This is a genomic window from Aquamicrobium defluvii (genome assembly GCF_004363725.1).
In the GTDB taxonomy this organism is placed as follows: domain Bacteria; phylum Pseudomonadota; class Alphaproteobacteria; order Rhizobiales; family Rhizobiaceae; genus Mesorhizobium; species Mesorhizobium defluvii.
This window is the reverse complement of sequence record NZ_SNZF01000007.1, coordinates 40367-54249: the sequence shown is the minus strand read 5'-3', so window position 1 is coordinate 54249 and position 13883 is coordinate 40367. Positions and strand designations below refer to the sequence as shown.

General features: G+C 67.3%; 13 protein-coding genes. 3 read left to right on the top strand and 10 right to left on the bottom strand.

The window, feature by feature from the left end; all coding sequences use genetic code 11:
- Positions 1 to 19: 19 nt before the first annotated feature.
- The 8 genes from DES43_RS07090 to DES43_RS07055 form a co-directional block, all read right to left on the bottom strand.
- Entirely contained in the window at positions 20 to 1312 is a 1293-nt protein-coding gene (locus DES43_RS07090; RefSeq protein WP_166647714.1) for an NAD(P)/FAD-dependent oxidoreductase, read from the bottom strand.
- Between the two features lie 294 nt (positions 1313 to 1606).
- Positions 1607 to 2395, bottom strand: a complete 789-nt coding sequence (locus DES43_RS07085; protein WP_051520581.1) for a lipoyl protein ligase domain-containing protein — start codon at positions 2393 to 2395, stop codon at positions 1607 to 1609.
- On the bottom strand, positions 2395 to 3099 hold the full coding sequence (locus DES43_RS07080; protein WP_035027002.1) for a 2-oxo acid dehydrogenase subunit E2: 705 nt from the start codon (positions 3097 to 3099) through the stop codon (positions 2395 to 2397). The genes DES43_RS07085 and DES43_RS07080 overlap by 1 nt, the downstream gene beginning before the upstream one ends.
- A 4-nt stretch (positions 3100 to 3103) precedes the next feature.
- Complete coding sequence (locus DES43_RS07075; RefSeq protein WP_035027004.1) at positions 3104 to 3337, bottom strand: biotin/lipoyl-containing protein; 234 nt, start codon at positions 3335 to 3337, stop codon at positions 3104 to 3106.
- A 2-nt stretch (positions 3338 to 3339) separates the two neighbouring features.
- Positions 3340 to 4371 carry an alpha-ketoacid dehydrogenase subunit beta gene (locus DES43_RS07070; protein ID WP_035027006.1) on the bottom strand — a complete coding sequence of 344 codons (1032 nt, stop codon included), beginning with the start codon at positions 4369 to 4371 and terminating at the stop codon, positions 3340 to 3342.
- Between the two features lie 49 nt (positions 4372 to 4420).
- Complete coding sequence (locus DES43_RS07065; protein WP_035027008.1) at positions 4421 to 5407, bottom strand: thiamine pyrophosphate-dependent dehydrogenase E1 component subunit alpha; 987 nt, start codon at positions 5405 to 5407, stop codon at positions 4421 to 4423.
- Positions 5408 to 5621: 214 nt separating this feature from the next.
- A complete protein-coding gene (locus DES43_RS07060) occupies positions 5622 to 7529 on the bottom strand; it encodes a sigma-54-dependent Fis family transcriptional regulator (protein WP_035027092.1) in 1908 nt (635 codons plus the stop codon).
- Between the two features lie 85 nt (positions 7530 to 7614).
- A complete protein-coding gene (locus DES43_RS07055) occupies positions 7615 to 8214 on the bottom strand; it encodes a helix-turn-helix domain-containing protein (protein WP_035027010.1) in 600 nt (199 codons plus the stop codon).
- Between the two features lie 135 nt (positions 8215 to 8349).
- Here DES43_RS07055 and DES43_RS07050 point away from each other — a divergent pair, with 135 nt between their 5' ends.
- Together DES43_RS07050 and tdh are read left to right on the top strand one after the other, a co-directional pair.
- Positions 8350 to 9552: a glycine C-acetyltransferase gene (locus DES43_RS07050; protein ID WP_035027093.1), complete on the top strand. Its 1203-nt coding sequence runs from the start codon at positions 8350 to 8352 to the stop codon at positions 9550 to 9552.
- 29 nt (positions 9553 to 9581) lie between these two features.
- Positions 9582 to 10607, top strand: coding sequence for an L-threonine 3-dehydrogenase (gene tdh / locus DES43_RS07045; RefSeq protein ID WP_035027011.1), 1026 nt, complete (start codon positions 9582 to 9584; stop codon positions 10605 to 10607).
- A 310-nt stretch (positions 10608 to 10917) separates the two neighbouring features.
- Here the strand turns inward: tdh and DES43_RS07040 are convergent, their stop codons facing one another.
- Positions 10918 to 12141: an FAD-dependent oxidoreductase gene (locus DES43_RS07040; RefSeq protein ID WP_035027015.1), complete on the bottom strand. Its 1224-nt coding sequence runs from the start codon at positions 12139 to 12141 to the stop codon at positions 10918 to 10920.
- A gap of 104 nt (positions 12142 to 12245) precedes the next feature.
- Positions 12246 to 12992, bottom strand: coding sequence for a hypothetical protein (locus DES43_RS22830; RefSeq protein WP_036993049.1), 747 nt, complete (start codon positions 12990 to 12992; stop codon positions 12246 to 12248).
- Positions 12993 to 13024: 32 nt separating this feature from the next.
- Between DES43_RS22830 and DES43_RS07030 the strand changes: the two genes are divergently transcribed.
- Positions 13025 to 13864: a UDP-2,3-diacylglucosamine diphosphatase gene (locus DES43_RS07030; RefSeq protein ID WP_245264710.1), complete on the top strand. Its 840-nt coding sequence runs from the start codon at positions 13025 to 13027 to the stop codon at positions 13862 to 13864.
- Positions 13865 to 13883: the final 19 nt, after the last annotated feature.

Genomic DNA, 13883 nt, shown 5'->3' with positions numbered 1-13883 from the left:
GACTTCTTGTTGCCTGCGCCTAGAGCACGCTCTCGGCAGTCAGGAAGTATTTCTTCTCGAAACGATCGAGCGAAAAATCCGCCCTCGGCAGGGAGCAGGCGCCGGTCTCGGCAAGTTCGGCCGCCATTTCGCCAAGCGCCGGGCCCGCGCCGAAGCCATGGCCGCTCAGGCCGGAGATCAGCACGATGCCCGGATGCTGCGGCAGGTGGTCGACGACCGGCAGCGCATCGGGCGTGACGTCGATGCGGCCCGCCCAGCGCCGCGCGATGCGCAGTTCCGCACCGTAGCCGAAGCGCCGGCGCAAGGCGGCCACGCAGCGGTCTATGATGGCGGCGGTCGGTTCCGGCTCGGGCACGCGGATCGCATCGTAGCGCGATGCGTCGTCGCCGCGATAGGCGCTGCGCCGGCGCGGATCGTCGATGAAATGACGGCCAAGGTTGATGCGCACGCCGGAAGGCCGCTTCAGCAGCGCGGGCACGAAGCGGGGCGCCAGCCTGATGCCGCGCGGGCTGATGTCGAAATCGAAAGGCCCGTCCGTGCCCGGACCGATGGTGAGCCCGCCATCCTTGCGCGGCCGCGCCAGCACGTCGGGCAGCCAGATCGGATGCGTCAGCCCATGGTCGAAGGGTTCGGTGCAGGCAAGCGAAACGCGCAGATCGTTGAGCGGAAGCGAAACCCTGAACGGGGCGAGAAGGTCGGCGGCCCACACGCCCGCCGTCACGATCACGCGCCCGGCCCCGATGAAGCCGGCCTCCGTCTCGATGCCGCTGACATGCGCGCCCTGCGTGACGATGCGCTTCGCAACGCAACGCTCATGGACGACAACGCCGCGCGCCCGTACCAGGTCGGCCAGCGCCTCGGTGGCTAGGTCGGGCTCGGCCCAGGCATCGTCGGCCGTGAACAAACCGCCCTCGTAATCGCCAATCAGCCGCGGCACGAAAGCCGACACCTCCTCCCGCGAGATCACCCGCGAGTGGAGCCCGGCTTGCGCGGCAAGCACTGCCCAGCGGCGCATCTTTTCAAGCTGTACGGCATCGGATGTGGGAGCGAGGACACCATCGTCGCGGAAACCGATATCGGTCGCGACCTCGGCGCTGATCTGTCGCCACAGCGCCAGCGCGCGCCGTGCCATCGGGATTTCCCGCAGATCGCGGCCCTGCTGGCGGATGAAGCCCGCATTCCGGCTCGACTGCTCGCCGCCGACACGGCCCTTCTCCAGCACGGCAACCCGCAGGCCGCGCCTGTTGAGCACCCATGCTGCCGAGCAGCCGACAATTCCTGCGCCAATGATTGCGACGTCGTAGCTCGACATGACCATTCTGTGACTTGTTGCTTGTTATAACAAATTGCAGCGTAGCCGATTGCTGTCAAGACGGATTCCGCCGCGTCACTTCCGCAAGGACAGGAAAAACGGAAACCGCGGCATGACCGCAGGCGCCTGCGGAACCGGAAACAGGCCCCAAAAGCCGGGATGCGCAAAAAGCCCGGATGCGAAGGTGGCGGCGGCTGCCGGGGGGGAACGGCCGAGCCGGCCAATGTCGCCTGCGAAGCCGCGCCAGGGCTGCCGTTTCCCGAAGCCGGCAGCGAAGCAGGCGGGAGCGGCCCGTTACACCTTCTGCGACCGGATGCCTTGCTCCAGCATCTCGCCCAGCCTGAGGGCGCGGCAGGCATTGTCGAGTTCCTGCGCCATTGCCACCGCCACCCCGCCCACGGCCGGCCACCCGGCCGGCGTATCGATTTCGGCCCAGTTGATGTGGCTGGACGCCTCTATGCCGGCCTCGACGCCCATGTCGGCGTAGAGTGCGTTGATGGCTTCGGCCGCCGCGACATGGTCGAGGCTTGCGAACATGGCCAGATGCGCCAGCACGGCATGCTCGCCCGGCCGCTCGCGGCCGAGGCTGCGCCAGCGCTGCGCGGTTCCGGCAAGCTTGCGGTTGCCGACAACGATATTGTAGATGCCGTCGCACATGGTGCCGGGAATGGCACGGTAGGTGCCGTGGATGCCCCGGTGCCGCAGCATGGTCATGACCGGCTCGCACAATATCCGGTAGCTGGTGCCGATACGGTCGCGCAGGGCCGCGCCGATGGAAAACACCATCGACAGATTGACCACGCCATCCCCCTGCACCACCGCGCCGCCGCCCGTATCGCGGGTGTGGACCGGCCAGCCGCGCGCGGCCGAGGTCGCGACCGCCGCTTCGAAACCGGAACGGTTCACATGGCTGCGCGGCACAACGATGCAGGGTTCGGTCTGCCACAGGTTCCATGTCAGGCCGGGGCTGCCGTCGGCGGACGCCAGCATCGCCCGCTCGCGCGCCAGCGCCTCGCCATACGCCAGATGCAGCAGGACGCCCCGCCCATCCGGCCCGCCCTGCGCCAGATTTTCCTTCGCCATTACCCGGACCGCGCCTCAATCGACTCGCACAGGTCCGACAGGAACGCCGCCGCCGGCGCGCCGTCAACAGCCTGATGATCGAAGGTGAGCGACAATCCCATGGATGTTCGCCATACAGGCCCGTCATCTTCGCCCCGGCAGGCGACCTCCTCCATGCGTCCGATGCCGAGTATGGCGATCTGCGGCGTGTTGAGGATGGGCGTGAAGTAGCGCACGCGCGACAGGCCGAGATTGCTGACCGTGAACGTGCCGCCCGTCATTTCCGGCACGGTCAGCCTGTTCGTCCTTGCCCGTTCGGCCAGGTCGCGCCGGGCCGCGGCGCGCGACTGGAGGTCCATGGCCCCGGCGTTGAAGATGGCCGGGGCCACCAGCAGGTTTCCCGGCAGCGCGATCGCCACGCCAAGGTGAACGGCCGCCGAAAGATGCACCGCACCTTCCGACAGGGTGCCGTTCATATGCGGATGGCGCGCAAGCGCCGTCACCACGGCATCGAGGATCAGGTCCTCGACCGAGACCCGGACGCCATCCTTCTGCAAGGCCGCCTTGCGCGCCAGCAGGGCGTCGGCGAAGCAATCGGCATGGTGGGTGAGCTGCGCCGTCTCGCCCAGGCTGCTGCGCATCTTCTGCGCGATCATGGCGCGCGCCCCGCGCAGCGGCACCACGCGGTCGGCGAGGCCCTGCGGATCGGATGGCGTCTGTGTCATGGCCCTATCCGATCCTGCCTATGACATCGCCTTTGGAGACGACGTCGTCGACCTTGCTGGCGATGGTGAGGACGCCGTCGGCCGGCGCCCTCACCTCATACTGGATCTTGGCCACCATGATCTCGGCCAGCAGCATGTCCTTCGCCACCGCGGCCCCGTCCGAGGCGAACCAGTTGGTCACCACGGCCTGCTCGTCGCCGTCCCACATGTCGTCGGCGATAACGATGTCCGTTGCCATGCTCAGGCTCCCGCGATGCTGTCGAATGCGGCGACGATCTTGTCGGGGTTGGGCAGGCAGAACTGCTCCATCGGCCGCGAGAACGGGATCGGCACGTCGGGATAGGCGACGCGGCGCGGCGCGGCCTTCAGCACCGAGACGTCGCGCTCGCACACCGAGGCGATGATTTCTCCCGAAACGCCGAAGCTGTGATAGTCCTCGTCCACGACGATCAGCCGGCCGGTCTTCTTCACCGAGTTGAACACGGTGTCGCGGTCGAGCGGCACCAGCGTGCGCAGGTCGACCACCTCGGCGCTGACACCCTTCTTCGCCAGCAGATCGGCCGCCTTGAGCGCATTGTGCACGCCCATGGCGAGCCCCACGATGGTCACGTCCGTGCCTTCGCGCACCACGGCCGCCTTGCCGAAGGGCACTTCGTAGCTCTCTTCAGGGACATTCACGGTCGCGCCCGGCTCGGTGCCCAGCCAGCCCATGCCCTGAAGGCCCTTGTGGTACATGAAGATGACCGGGTTCTCGTCGCGGATCGCCGCCGTCATCATGCCCTTGGCGTCATAGGCGTTGGAAGGCGACACTACCTTCATGCCCGGCAGATGGGCGAAGGTGCCGTAAAGGCACTGCGAGTGCTGGCCGGCATCCGAATAGCCGCCGCCGGTCGAGGTCATCAGCACCAGCGGAACCTTGACGGACCCGCCGGAGAAATAGGTGTTCTTGGCCATCAGATTGTAGATGGCGTCCATGCACACGCCGAAGAAATCGACGAACATCAGCTCGACCACCGGCCGCATGCCGTCGGATGCCGCGCCCACCGCCGCGCCGATGAAGCCCGTTTCGGAAATGGGCGTGTCGCGCACGCGCAGCTTGCCGAACTCCTCGACCAGGCCGCGCGTGTTGCCGAACACGCCGCCCAGCGTGCCGATGTCCTCGCCCATGACGAAGACGCGCTCGTCGACGCGCATTTCCTGCGCGATCGCCTCGGCCATGGCGCGCGCTATGGTGAGGCGCCGTTCATTGGTGACGGAAACCTTGTCGTTCATTGTCTCTCTCCCGAAAAATCCGTGACTGGAAGCCGGACGCAGCCGGCGGTCATGCGAAAACCCGCTCCAGCGCCTCTTCGGCGGCCGGGTAGTCGCTCTCGCGGGCAAAGGCGATTGCCGTATCGACGCGCGCCCGTGCCTTTGCGGCAAGGGCGGCGTCGTCCCCGGCGGTGAGGTCGCCGGCGGCGATCAGCCTTTCGCGCATGCGCGGGATCGGGTCCTTTGCGAACAGCGCGTCCTTCTCGCCCTTCGGACGGTAGCCTTCGGCATCGCCCATGAAATGGCCGGCGAGCCGCCAGGTCTCGATCTCGATCAGCGTCGGCCCGCCGCCTGCGCGCGCCCGCGCAATGGCCTCGCCCGCCGCATCGAAGATGGCGAAGGGGTCGTTGTCGGTCACGTAAACGCCCGGCATGCCGTAGGCGGCGGCACGCACATCGTTGCGCGGCACGGCGGTGGCGTCGGCCTTCGGCACGGAAATGCCCCAGGAATTGTCCTCGATCACGAAGACGACCGGCAGTTCCCACACCGCCGCAAGGTTGAGAGATTCATGGAAGGCCCCCTGATTGGCCGCGCCCTCGCCGAGAAAGGCGACCGCGACACCCTCCCTGTTCGACATCTTGCGCGACAGGGCCGCGCCGACAGCGGGCGCCATGCCCTGTGCGATGATGCCGGAACAGGAGAAGTTCACGGCCGGGTCGAAGATGTGCATGTGGCCGCCGCGTCCGCCGCTCAAGCCGGTCTTCTTGCCGAATATCTCGGCCGCCATGCGGTCGAGATCGACGCCCTTGGCGATGGCGACGTGATGCGGACGGTGCGTGGACGTGACGATGTCGCCGGCGTTCAGATGCGCACAGACCCCGACCGCACACGGCTCCTGGCCGTTCGACAGGTGCATCTCGCCGGGGATCGGGCCGTTGGCCATGTTGAAGGCCGGCGTCTTGCCCTCAAGATAGATCTTCTCGATGGTCTCCTCGAAATAGCGGCTGACGAGCATGTGCTCGTACATCCACAAACGCTGTTCCCTGTTCGGCTGCATATCGCTCTCCTCCAACAAACCGCACCCTGCCGCGGATGCGCTGCCTGTCGGAAAGCGAGATGCGTGCCAGTTCGAGAAAAGCCGGAACCCTTGCGGTTTTTCCCCGGGCACCATCCATGGCAGGCGCAATCCTGCGACCTGTGTCGCGGAACTGAGACAGGACTGGCGCAACCCTGCGACGCTGGCCCGGGAGCGGACCTGAACCCTTGGGCGGTCAGCCGTTCGGGCGTGCCAGTTCGTATTCCTTCATGCGGCGATGCAGGGTCGCCCGGCTGATGCCGAGGTGCCGCGCAGCCTCCGAAACCGCCCAGTTGCACTCGCGCAGCGCCTGAAGGATGCGCAGGCGCTGCGCCATGTCGCTGGCGTTGCGCAGGCTGTCCCGGTTCGCGTCGGCCGTGTCGGCGGGGCCGTCCCTGCCCGGAGAGGCCGGCTGCCTCCCCGCCCGGATTTCTTCCGGCAGGTCGTGCACCCTGACGATCCCGTCGTCGCAGGTCAGCGCCAGCAGGCGAAGCACGTTGGACAATTGCCTGATGTTGCCCGGCCAGGGATGCGACACCAGCCATTCCAGCGCTTCGGCCGACAGCGACAATGGCCCGGCACTGCACTTCTGCCCGGCGGCCAGCGACAGGATGAGATCGCAAAGATCGCCACGCTCGCGCAGCGGCGGCAGCGCGATGCGCACGCCGTGGATGCGATAGTAGAGGTCCTGCCGGAAGCTGCCTTCCGCGACCATGCGTTCCAGATCGCGATGGGTGGCGCAGACGAGGCTGAGTGCGACCGGAACCGGCTCGACCGCCCCCAGCGGCGTCACCTCGCGCTCGGAAAGCACCCGCAGCAGACGGGTCTGCAATTCCAGCGGCATGTCGCCGATCTCGTCGAGGAACAGCGTGCCGCCGCTCGAGGCCAGAACCTTGCCGGTCTTGCCCTGCTTCAGCCCGCCGGTGAAGGTGCCGGGTTCGTATCCGAACAGCTCGCTGTCGAGCAGGGATTCGGGGATCGCCGCGCAGTTGACCGCCACAAACGGCCGGTCGCTGCGCGACGAGTGCATATGGATGGCGCGGGCGAAGGCTTCCTTGCCGGTGCCCGTCTCGCCCTGCAGCAGGATGGGCAGGTCGGCATCCGCGACCCGGCGCGCCAGCTCGACATTGCGCTGCATGCGCGGCTCACCGCCCGCGAGGCGCTCGAAGCCGGGACCGGCCGGCTGCCGCGCCGGCCCGCGCACCCTGACGCTGGATGCCGCGGGCGGCTGGACGACGACGCTGCTGCGCCGGCCATTCGGAAACGCGTAGGCATATTGCGCATCGCCACCTTGCGCGTCGAGCCGCTGGAGGCGTCCCATGCCGCCCTCCAGCGCCCGCAGGGGAACGCCGAGCAGTTCGCTGACGGGCTGGCGCAGCACATCCGCGCGCGCAGCGCCCAGAAGCCGCAATGCGCTTTCGGACGCGCCCGCGACGAAGCCGCCGTCGTCCACGGCCAGCAGGGACTGGAAAACCTCGCCGTTGATGTCGGGCGCCTGTGCCAGCCCGATCAGGAAATGGCTGCGGAAGCGGTTGCGGAACAGGGCCGTCTCGATCCATCCGGCCGAGTCCCTCACCAGCCGGTGCAGCAGCCTCGCCTCGCCCGGCTGGATGCCGGCATTGCCCGCAAGCGTCAGCACGCCGAGAATGTCGCCTTCGGGATCGACCATGGGCGTGGACACGCAGACGAATTCCTTGAGCCGGTTGTGATAGTGATCGGAGCCGATCACGAAGGTGCCGTGGCGCTCGACGAGCGTGGTGCCGATGCCGTTGGTGCCGACGACGGATTCGTTCCACACCGACCCTTGCGCCAATCCCTTGTCGCGCAGGCGATGCGCGGTCTCGGAATCGCAGAAATCCTTGACGACGACACCGAGCCGGTCCGCGAACAGCACGCTGTAGCCGGTGTCGCGGACCACCTTGCGCATATGGATCATGGCGCCCGAGCCGAACTCCACCCGGTCGAGCGTGCGCTCGAACCGCTGGCGGATCTCGCTGTCGGTCAGCCGCATCGGGGGGAACGCCCCGTTCGGATCGAGATTGTAGTCATCCCGGCAACGCCGCCACGATGCGGCAAGCGCCGGGGCCGTTTCCACAGAAGCCATGATGCCTCCCAACAGCAAGCTCCCAACCCGGACAGTGTGCGCCACCCTTGCCGCATCGGCAAGGGGACTCGGCACCGGGCCGGCATCAGCCCCGCAACGCCGGCTCCCGTCCCTGATCGTAGAGCACAACCATCAAGGCGCGCGCCGGCTCGTCGCCGGTATTGGCGATCCCATGGGCGACATCGGCCCGGTAGCGGGCGGTCTCGCCCTTTCCGAGCGGCTGCCTGCCATGTTCGGTCTCAACCACCAGCCCATCGGTCCAGGCGGTGAGATGCTCCACCGTGCGCGGCGCATGCGGGGCGCTTTGCAGCCTGCATCCCGGCGCGATCTCCGTCTCGTACCATTCGATGCTGCCGGCCAGCGCCGGGGAACTGAGGATACGCAGCCGCCAGGCGCCGTCCGGGCTCCTGATTTCCGGGGTCAGCGCAACCGTTACCAGATCGATCGCGTCCGTCCTGCCGTTCCCGGCGATCTCTCCGGCTATGAGCTGCGAGAAATCGATGCCGAGCGCCTGCGTCAGCGCCCACAAGACGGCGAAGGTCGGATTGGCCTCGCCGCGCTCGATCTGCGACAGCATGGAGCGCGAGACGCCGGAGAGCGCGGCCAGACGGTCCAGCGTCAGGCGGCGCTGCTTGCGCTCGCGCTGCAGGGCCGGGCCGATCTCGGGGGCCTCATTCAACTCCATGTCATATCTCCCGCGCCAATCTCACGGATGCCTGAAACGGCGGATATCCATATCGGGCGGGTTTCGCAACGTTTCCACTGGACCTGCCTTAGAATCCGATATATTGGAATTTCCATCATAATGGATGCGCTGCCGATGAAACAGGATTTTCTTTCCCATATCGCGGATACGCTTTCCGCCATCGAGCGCGACGGCCTCTACAAGCGCGAACGGCTGATCACCGGGCCGCAATCCGGCCGCATCACCGTCGGGGGTCCGGAGGGCGAGCGGCAGATGGTCAATCTGTGCGCCAACAACTATCTTGGCCTCGCCGACCATCCCGAAATCCGGCAGGCCGCCCGCGAGGCGCTGGACGAATACGGGTTCGGCATGGCCTCGGTGCGCTTCATCTGCGGCACGCAGACCCTGCACCGCGAGCTTGAGCAGGCAATCGCCTCCTATCTCGGCAAGGACGACGCGATCCTGTTCGCCGCCTGCTTCGACGCCAATGGCGGGCTGTTCGAGCCGCTGCTCGGCGAGGAGGATGCCATCGTCTCCGACAGCCTCAACCATGCCTCGATCATCGACGGGGTCAGGCTGAGCAAGGCCCGGCGCCTGCGCTATGCCCAGGGAGACATGGACGAGCTGGAGACCCGGCTCAGGGAAGCCGATGCCGGCGGCGCGCGCTTCAAGCTCATCGTCACCGACGGCGTGTTCTCCATGGACGGCCACATCGCCAGACTGCCGGACATCTGCGCGCTTGCCGACCGCTACGGCGCGCTGGTCGCCGTCGACGACTGCCATGCCACCGGCCATCTGGGCCCGGAGGGGCGCGGCACGCCGGCGCTGACGGGCACGGCCGGGCGCGTCGACATCGTCACCGGCACGCTCGGCAAGACGCTGGGCGGGGCCATGGGCGGCTTCATCGCGGCCGCGCAGCCGGTGGTGGACCTTCTGCGCCAGCGCGCGCGGCCCTACCTGTTCTCCAACAGCCTTGCGCCCGCCGTCGCGGCCGGGTCGCTGAAGGCCATCGGCATCGCCCGCAAGGCCGACGACCGCCGCGCCCGGCTGTCCTCCCATGCCGCCCGCTTCCGCGCTGGCCTCGGCAAGGCCGGCTTCACGCTTCTTCCGGGCGAGACGCCGATCATTCCGGTGATGCTGGGCGATGCGGTTCTGGCGCAGCGCATGGCGGCGGCGCTGGACGAGCGCGGCATCTATGTCGCCGGCTTCTTCTATCCCGTCGTGCCGCAGGGCAAGGCCCGCATCCGCACCCAGATGTCGGCCGCGCTTGACGGGCGCGACATCGAATTCGCCATCGATGCCTTCACCGATGCCGGCCGTTCGCTCGGCATCATCTGACACCGTCGTCTGAAAGCGGGGAGTTCGCCATGCGCGCATTGGTCAAGGCCAGATCCGAGGCCGGCATCTGGATGGAAGAGCGCCCCATGCCCGAAATCGGGCCGGACGACGTGCTGGTGAAGGTTCACAAGACCGGCATCTGCGGCACCGACATCCACATCTACAAATGGGACGAGTGGGCCGCGCGCACCGTGCCCGTGCCGATGGTCATCGGACACGAATATGCCGGCGAGATCGTGGAACTGGGCGCCAATGTGCGCGACCTCAGGGTCGGGCAGCGCGTCTCCGGCGAAGGCCATGTCATCGGCATGCGCAGCCGCGCCGCCCGCGCCGGCCGCTACCATCTCGACCCCGAAACGCGCGGCATCGGCGTCAACCTGCCGGGCGCCTTCGCCGACTATGTGTCCATTCCGGCCTTCAACGTGGTTGCGCTGCCGGATTCGATCGACGACGAGCTCGGCGCAATCCTCGATCCGCTCGGCAACGCCGTGCACACCGCGCTGTCCTTCGACGTCGCGGGCGAGGACGTGCTGGTCACCGGCGCCGGGCCTATCGGCATCATGGGCGCGTCGGTGGCGCGCCATTGCGGCGCACGCCATGTGGTCATCACCGACATCAACCCGACACGCCTCGACCTCGCCGCGCAGGTCACGGACGTGGTGCCGGTCGACGTCTCGCGCGAGGACCTGCGCGACGTGATGCACCGCCTCGGCATGCGCGAGGGCTTCGACGTCGGCTTCGAGATGAGCGGCGCGCCCCCGGCCTTCGACCAGCTTCTCGACAACATGGTCATGGGCGGCCGCATCGCCCTGCTCGGGCTGCCCGCGAAACCTTTTCCCCTCGACCTCACCAGGGTCGTGTTCAGGATGATCACGCTCAAGGGCATCTATGGCCGCGAGATGTTCGAGACCTGGCACAAGATGCTGGCCATGCTGGAAAGCGGGCTCGACATCCGCAAGGTCATCACCGCCCGCATGAAGGCCGACGACTACGAGAGCGCCTTCGCCAGGGCCGCGGGCGGCGAGCCCGGCAAGATCATTCTGGAATGGTCGTGAGCCTTCCCCGCCCGCGCGGCATCGCCTGACATCGCGCAGGCGCAGCGAAAGCGCGCGCACACAGCGCCGGACCGGGTTTGTAGGAACATTCGCCGCTGCGGCCGACCTTGATCATGTGGAAATCGAGTGCGTTCGAGGCATTGCGGCCGTTCACGATGCCTGAGTCGCCCTGGTGGCCGGTCGTGACAGTCCCGTAATCCGGCCTTTCACAGGGCCCGCGGGAGCTCGGATCGATGTCGCACAACCACGCCATGTCGGGGTCCTGCGAAGGATCGCCGTTTCATGGGCGCCGATGGCGGGCGGGCGTCGGCTACAGTCTCAACCGCTCGGAACGGATGCCGAGCCCGACGAGACGGCCGGCGAGATGGGCAAGGACAGGCCAGCGGGCGATGCCCTTCACGAAGGCTGGCGGACCGCTGCGCCTGGCCGCGTTGTCCCGACGCTTCCTGCTGCTCGACTGCATCATGAGCTGTATTTTCTGCATGACCCTCGTCGGGAAGGCGCGGCGCTTTTCCACCGCGGCAAGATGGCGGTCGGCCAGCCTGCCCTCGCGCAGCGGCGCGGTCAGGATGTTGGCGGCCGCCACCGCATCCTGGATGGCGAGGTTCACGCCGAACCCGCCGATCGGCGACATGGCGTGCGCCGCGTCGCCGATGCACAGCAGGCCCGGCCGCCACCAGCGCCTGAGGCGGTCGATGCGGATCGACAGCAGGTGGACGTCGTCCCACGAGCGGATTTCCCCGACGCGGTCGGCCGACAGCGGCGAGACGGCGGCGACCGCCTCGCGAAACGCCTCGATACCCTTTTCCTTCACCCCGGCAAAGCTGCCCTTGCGCACCACATAGCCACACTGCCAGTAGTCGCCGCGATCCACCATCACGAAACCCTGGCGCGGCCCGCCATGGCCCATCGTGTAGGGCGGATCGTCCGGCTGGTGCGAGAGCTTCATCCACAACACGTCGCTCGGCGCGCCGAAGCTTTCGACCTCCAGCCCCGCCTTCGCGCGCACCACGGAGTTGCGGCCGTCCGCCCCGACGACCAGCGCCGCCCGGATCGCGACGGAACCGTCCGGCGTGCGGGCGACGAGCCCGGCAACGCGTCCGCCTTCCTCGATGAGGTCGGTGACCTGCGCCGACATGACGAGGTGAAAATTCGGCAGCCTGCCGGCTTCGCGCGCCAAGAAGTCGAGGAAGTCCCATTGCGGCATGAAGGCGATGAAGCGGCATCTGGTCGGCAGCCGGGAGAAATCGGCGATGGTGACGTCCTTGCCGCCGATCTCGGCATGAAGGCGCGGCGCCTGCGTGTGCGGCACCTTGAGCAGCTCGTCCAGAAGCCCGAGCTGGTCGATGATGTCGAGGGTCGAGGGATGCACCGTGTCGCCCCGGAAGTCGCGCAGGAAATCGGCGTGCTTCTCCACGACGGCGACATCCACCCCGGCGCGCGCGAGCAGCAGGCCGAGCATGAGCCCGCCGGGGCCGGAGCCCGCGATCACGCATTGCGTGTCGATGGTCTGGGATGTTGCGGGCTGGTCCATCGTCGCTCTCCCGTCTTTCCGCTCAGAACCGCGCCGCGATGCCGAATTTCAGCGTGCGGCCGGGGCCGTTCATCGAATCCGCGGTCATGCCCGGCTTGTATACCTTATCGGTCAGGTTTTCTGCGGTGAAATTGAGGTCGAGATTGTCGCTGACCTTGCAGGAGGCGAATGCATCGTAAAGCCGGCAGGGCTCGACGCCGGAGGGTGGCGTTCCGGTCGATGCCTGACCGCCATAGACGCTTTTGGAAACATCGCGAAGACGGCCGCCCTGACCGCCGGCGTGCGGGCTCAAGGAAGGGATTGGGGTAGAAGCGGACGAAATTGCCGACGAAGCCGGGCTGGCGGTTGGCCATCAGGGTGACGCTGGCCGGGCTGTTGCCGGAGCCCGACAGCGAGAAACGGTCGATGCGGGCGGCGGCGGTCAGGTCGATCAGCTCGCTTTCGGGATCGTAGCGGTGCTTCGCCGTCAGCGTGGTGACGCCGGCATCGAATTCGGCCGAGTTGAGCGCGAATGCGTTGCGGTAGCGGATGAAACCCGGATCGAGGCTCTGGTCGTCGGTGAGCTGGATGCCGACCTTGGCCAGCCCCGAGACAAGATCCTGCCCGCTCTGGCCGGCGTAGACGCCGTTGCCGTCCCTGTAGCGTCCGGAATTGCGGAAGCTGAGCGCCCCGAGCGCGGAAATGCGGTCGTTGCGGCGCCGGCCGCAAGCGTGCCGGGGCCGGACGGCGTTTCCCGGTACAAGCCGCGCCCCCGGAAAAGGAAACGGCTCCGGGCCAACGACATGCATGAAAACGTCAACCCGACGCGCGGGGAAGCGAAACCGGAAGCTCGCCACGCGTGCGAGTGTCATTCCGCTGTCATCGCCGGATGTTGAAAGCGTTCATGTCAACGCAGCACACGGGCGATTCTCCAGCCATGCAGCAGCAACCGCAACGTTTCCGCACCCTGTTCATCTCCGACCTGCACCTTGGCACCAAGGGTGCGCAGGCCGAGGCGCTTCTGGAATTCCTGAAGCAGCATGAGGCCGACACCATCTATCTCGTCGGCGATATCATCGACGGCTGGCGGCTGCGCTCGTCCTGGTACTGGCCGCAGCATCACAACGACGTGGTGCAGAAATTGCTGCGGCAGGCGCGCAAGGGCGCGCGCATCGTCTATGTGCCCGGCAATCACGACGAATTCCTGCGCGAATTCTGCGGCAATCTCTTCGGCAGCATCGAGGTGTGCGACAGCCTCGTCCACGAAGCCGCCGACGGCCGCCGCTACCTCGTCATCCATGGCGACGCCTTCGACATGGTGGTGCGCCACGCCAGATGGCTCGCCTTCCTCGGCGACTGGGCCTATGTGATGGCGCTGGCGCTGTCCACCCGCATCAACGTCGTGCGGCGCAAGATGGGCTTCACCTACTGGTCGCTCTCCGCATGGGCCAAGGCGCGGGTGAAGAACGCCGTCAACTACATCGGCAACTTCGAGGAGACGCTGGCCGCCGAGGCCGCGCGCCACGAGGTGGACGGCGTGATCTGCGGCCACATTCACAGCGCCGCGATCCGCGACTTCGAAGGCTTCGCCTACATCAACACCGGCGACTGGGTGGAAAGCTGCACCGCCGTCGTGGAGCACGAGAACGGACGCATGGAGCTCATCCACTGGGCGCCGTTCAGCACGGTGCTCAATGCCGGGCGCGTTCCGGCGGTGCGCCTGCCCTCCCGGCACGCTGCGTGAAGGGAACCGGTGTGAACAC

Bases quoted from the DNA above. Each gene is read 5' to 3' on its own strand.
- DES43_RS07030 (WP_245264710.1), top strand. From the start codon at position 13,025: ATGTCAACGCAGCACACGGGCGATTCTCCAGCCATGCAGCAGCAACCG.
- DES43_RS07090 (WP_166647714.1), bottom strand. From the start codon at position 1,312: ATGTCGAGCTACGACGTCGCAATCATTGGCGCAGGAATTGTCGGCTGC.
- DES43_RS07040 (WP_035027015.1), bottom strand. From the start codon at position 12,141: ATGGACCAGCCCGCAACATCCCAGACCATCGACACGCAATGCGTGATC.
- DES43_RS07050 (WP_035027093.1), top strand. From the start codon at position 8,350: ATGAAACAGGATTTTCTTTCCCATATCGCGGATACGCTTTCCGCCATC.
- DES43_RS07060 (WP_035027092.1), bottom strand. From the start codon at position 7,529: ATGGCTTCTGTGGAAACGGCCCCGGCGCTTGCCGCATCGTGGCGGCGT.
- tdh (WP_035027011.1), top strand. From the start codon at position 9,582: ATGCGCGCATTGGTCAAGGCCAGATCCGAGGCCGGCATCTGGATGGAA.
- DES43_RS07085 (WP_051520581.1), bottom strand. From the start codon at position 2,395: ATGGCGAAGGAAAATCTGGCGCAGGGCGGGCCGGATGGGCGGGGCGTC.
- DES43_RS07070 (WP_035027006.1), bottom strand. From the start codon at position 4,371: ATGAACGACAAGGTTTCCGTCACCAATGAACGGCGCCTCACCATAGCG.
- DES43_RS07065 (WP_035027008.1), bottom strand. From the start codon at position 5,407: ATGCAGCCGAACAGGGAACAGCGTTTGTGGATGTACGAGCACATGCTC.
- DES43_RS22830 (WP_036993049.1), bottom strand. From the start codon at position 12,992: ATGACACTCGCACGCGTGGCGAGCTTCCGGTTTCGCTTCCCCGCGCGT.
- DES43_RS07080 (WP_035027002.1), bottom strand. From the start codon at position 3,099: ATGACACAGACGCCATCCGATCCGCAGGGCCTCGCCGACCGCGTGGTG.
- DES43_RS07075 (WP_035027004.1), bottom strand. From the start codon at position 3,337: ATGGCAACGGACATCGTTATCGCCGACGACATGTGGGACGGCGACGAG.
- DES43_RS07055 (WP_035027010.1), bottom strand. From the start codon at position 8,214: ATGGAGTTGAATGAGGCCCCCGAGATCGGCCCGGCCCTGCAGCGCGAG.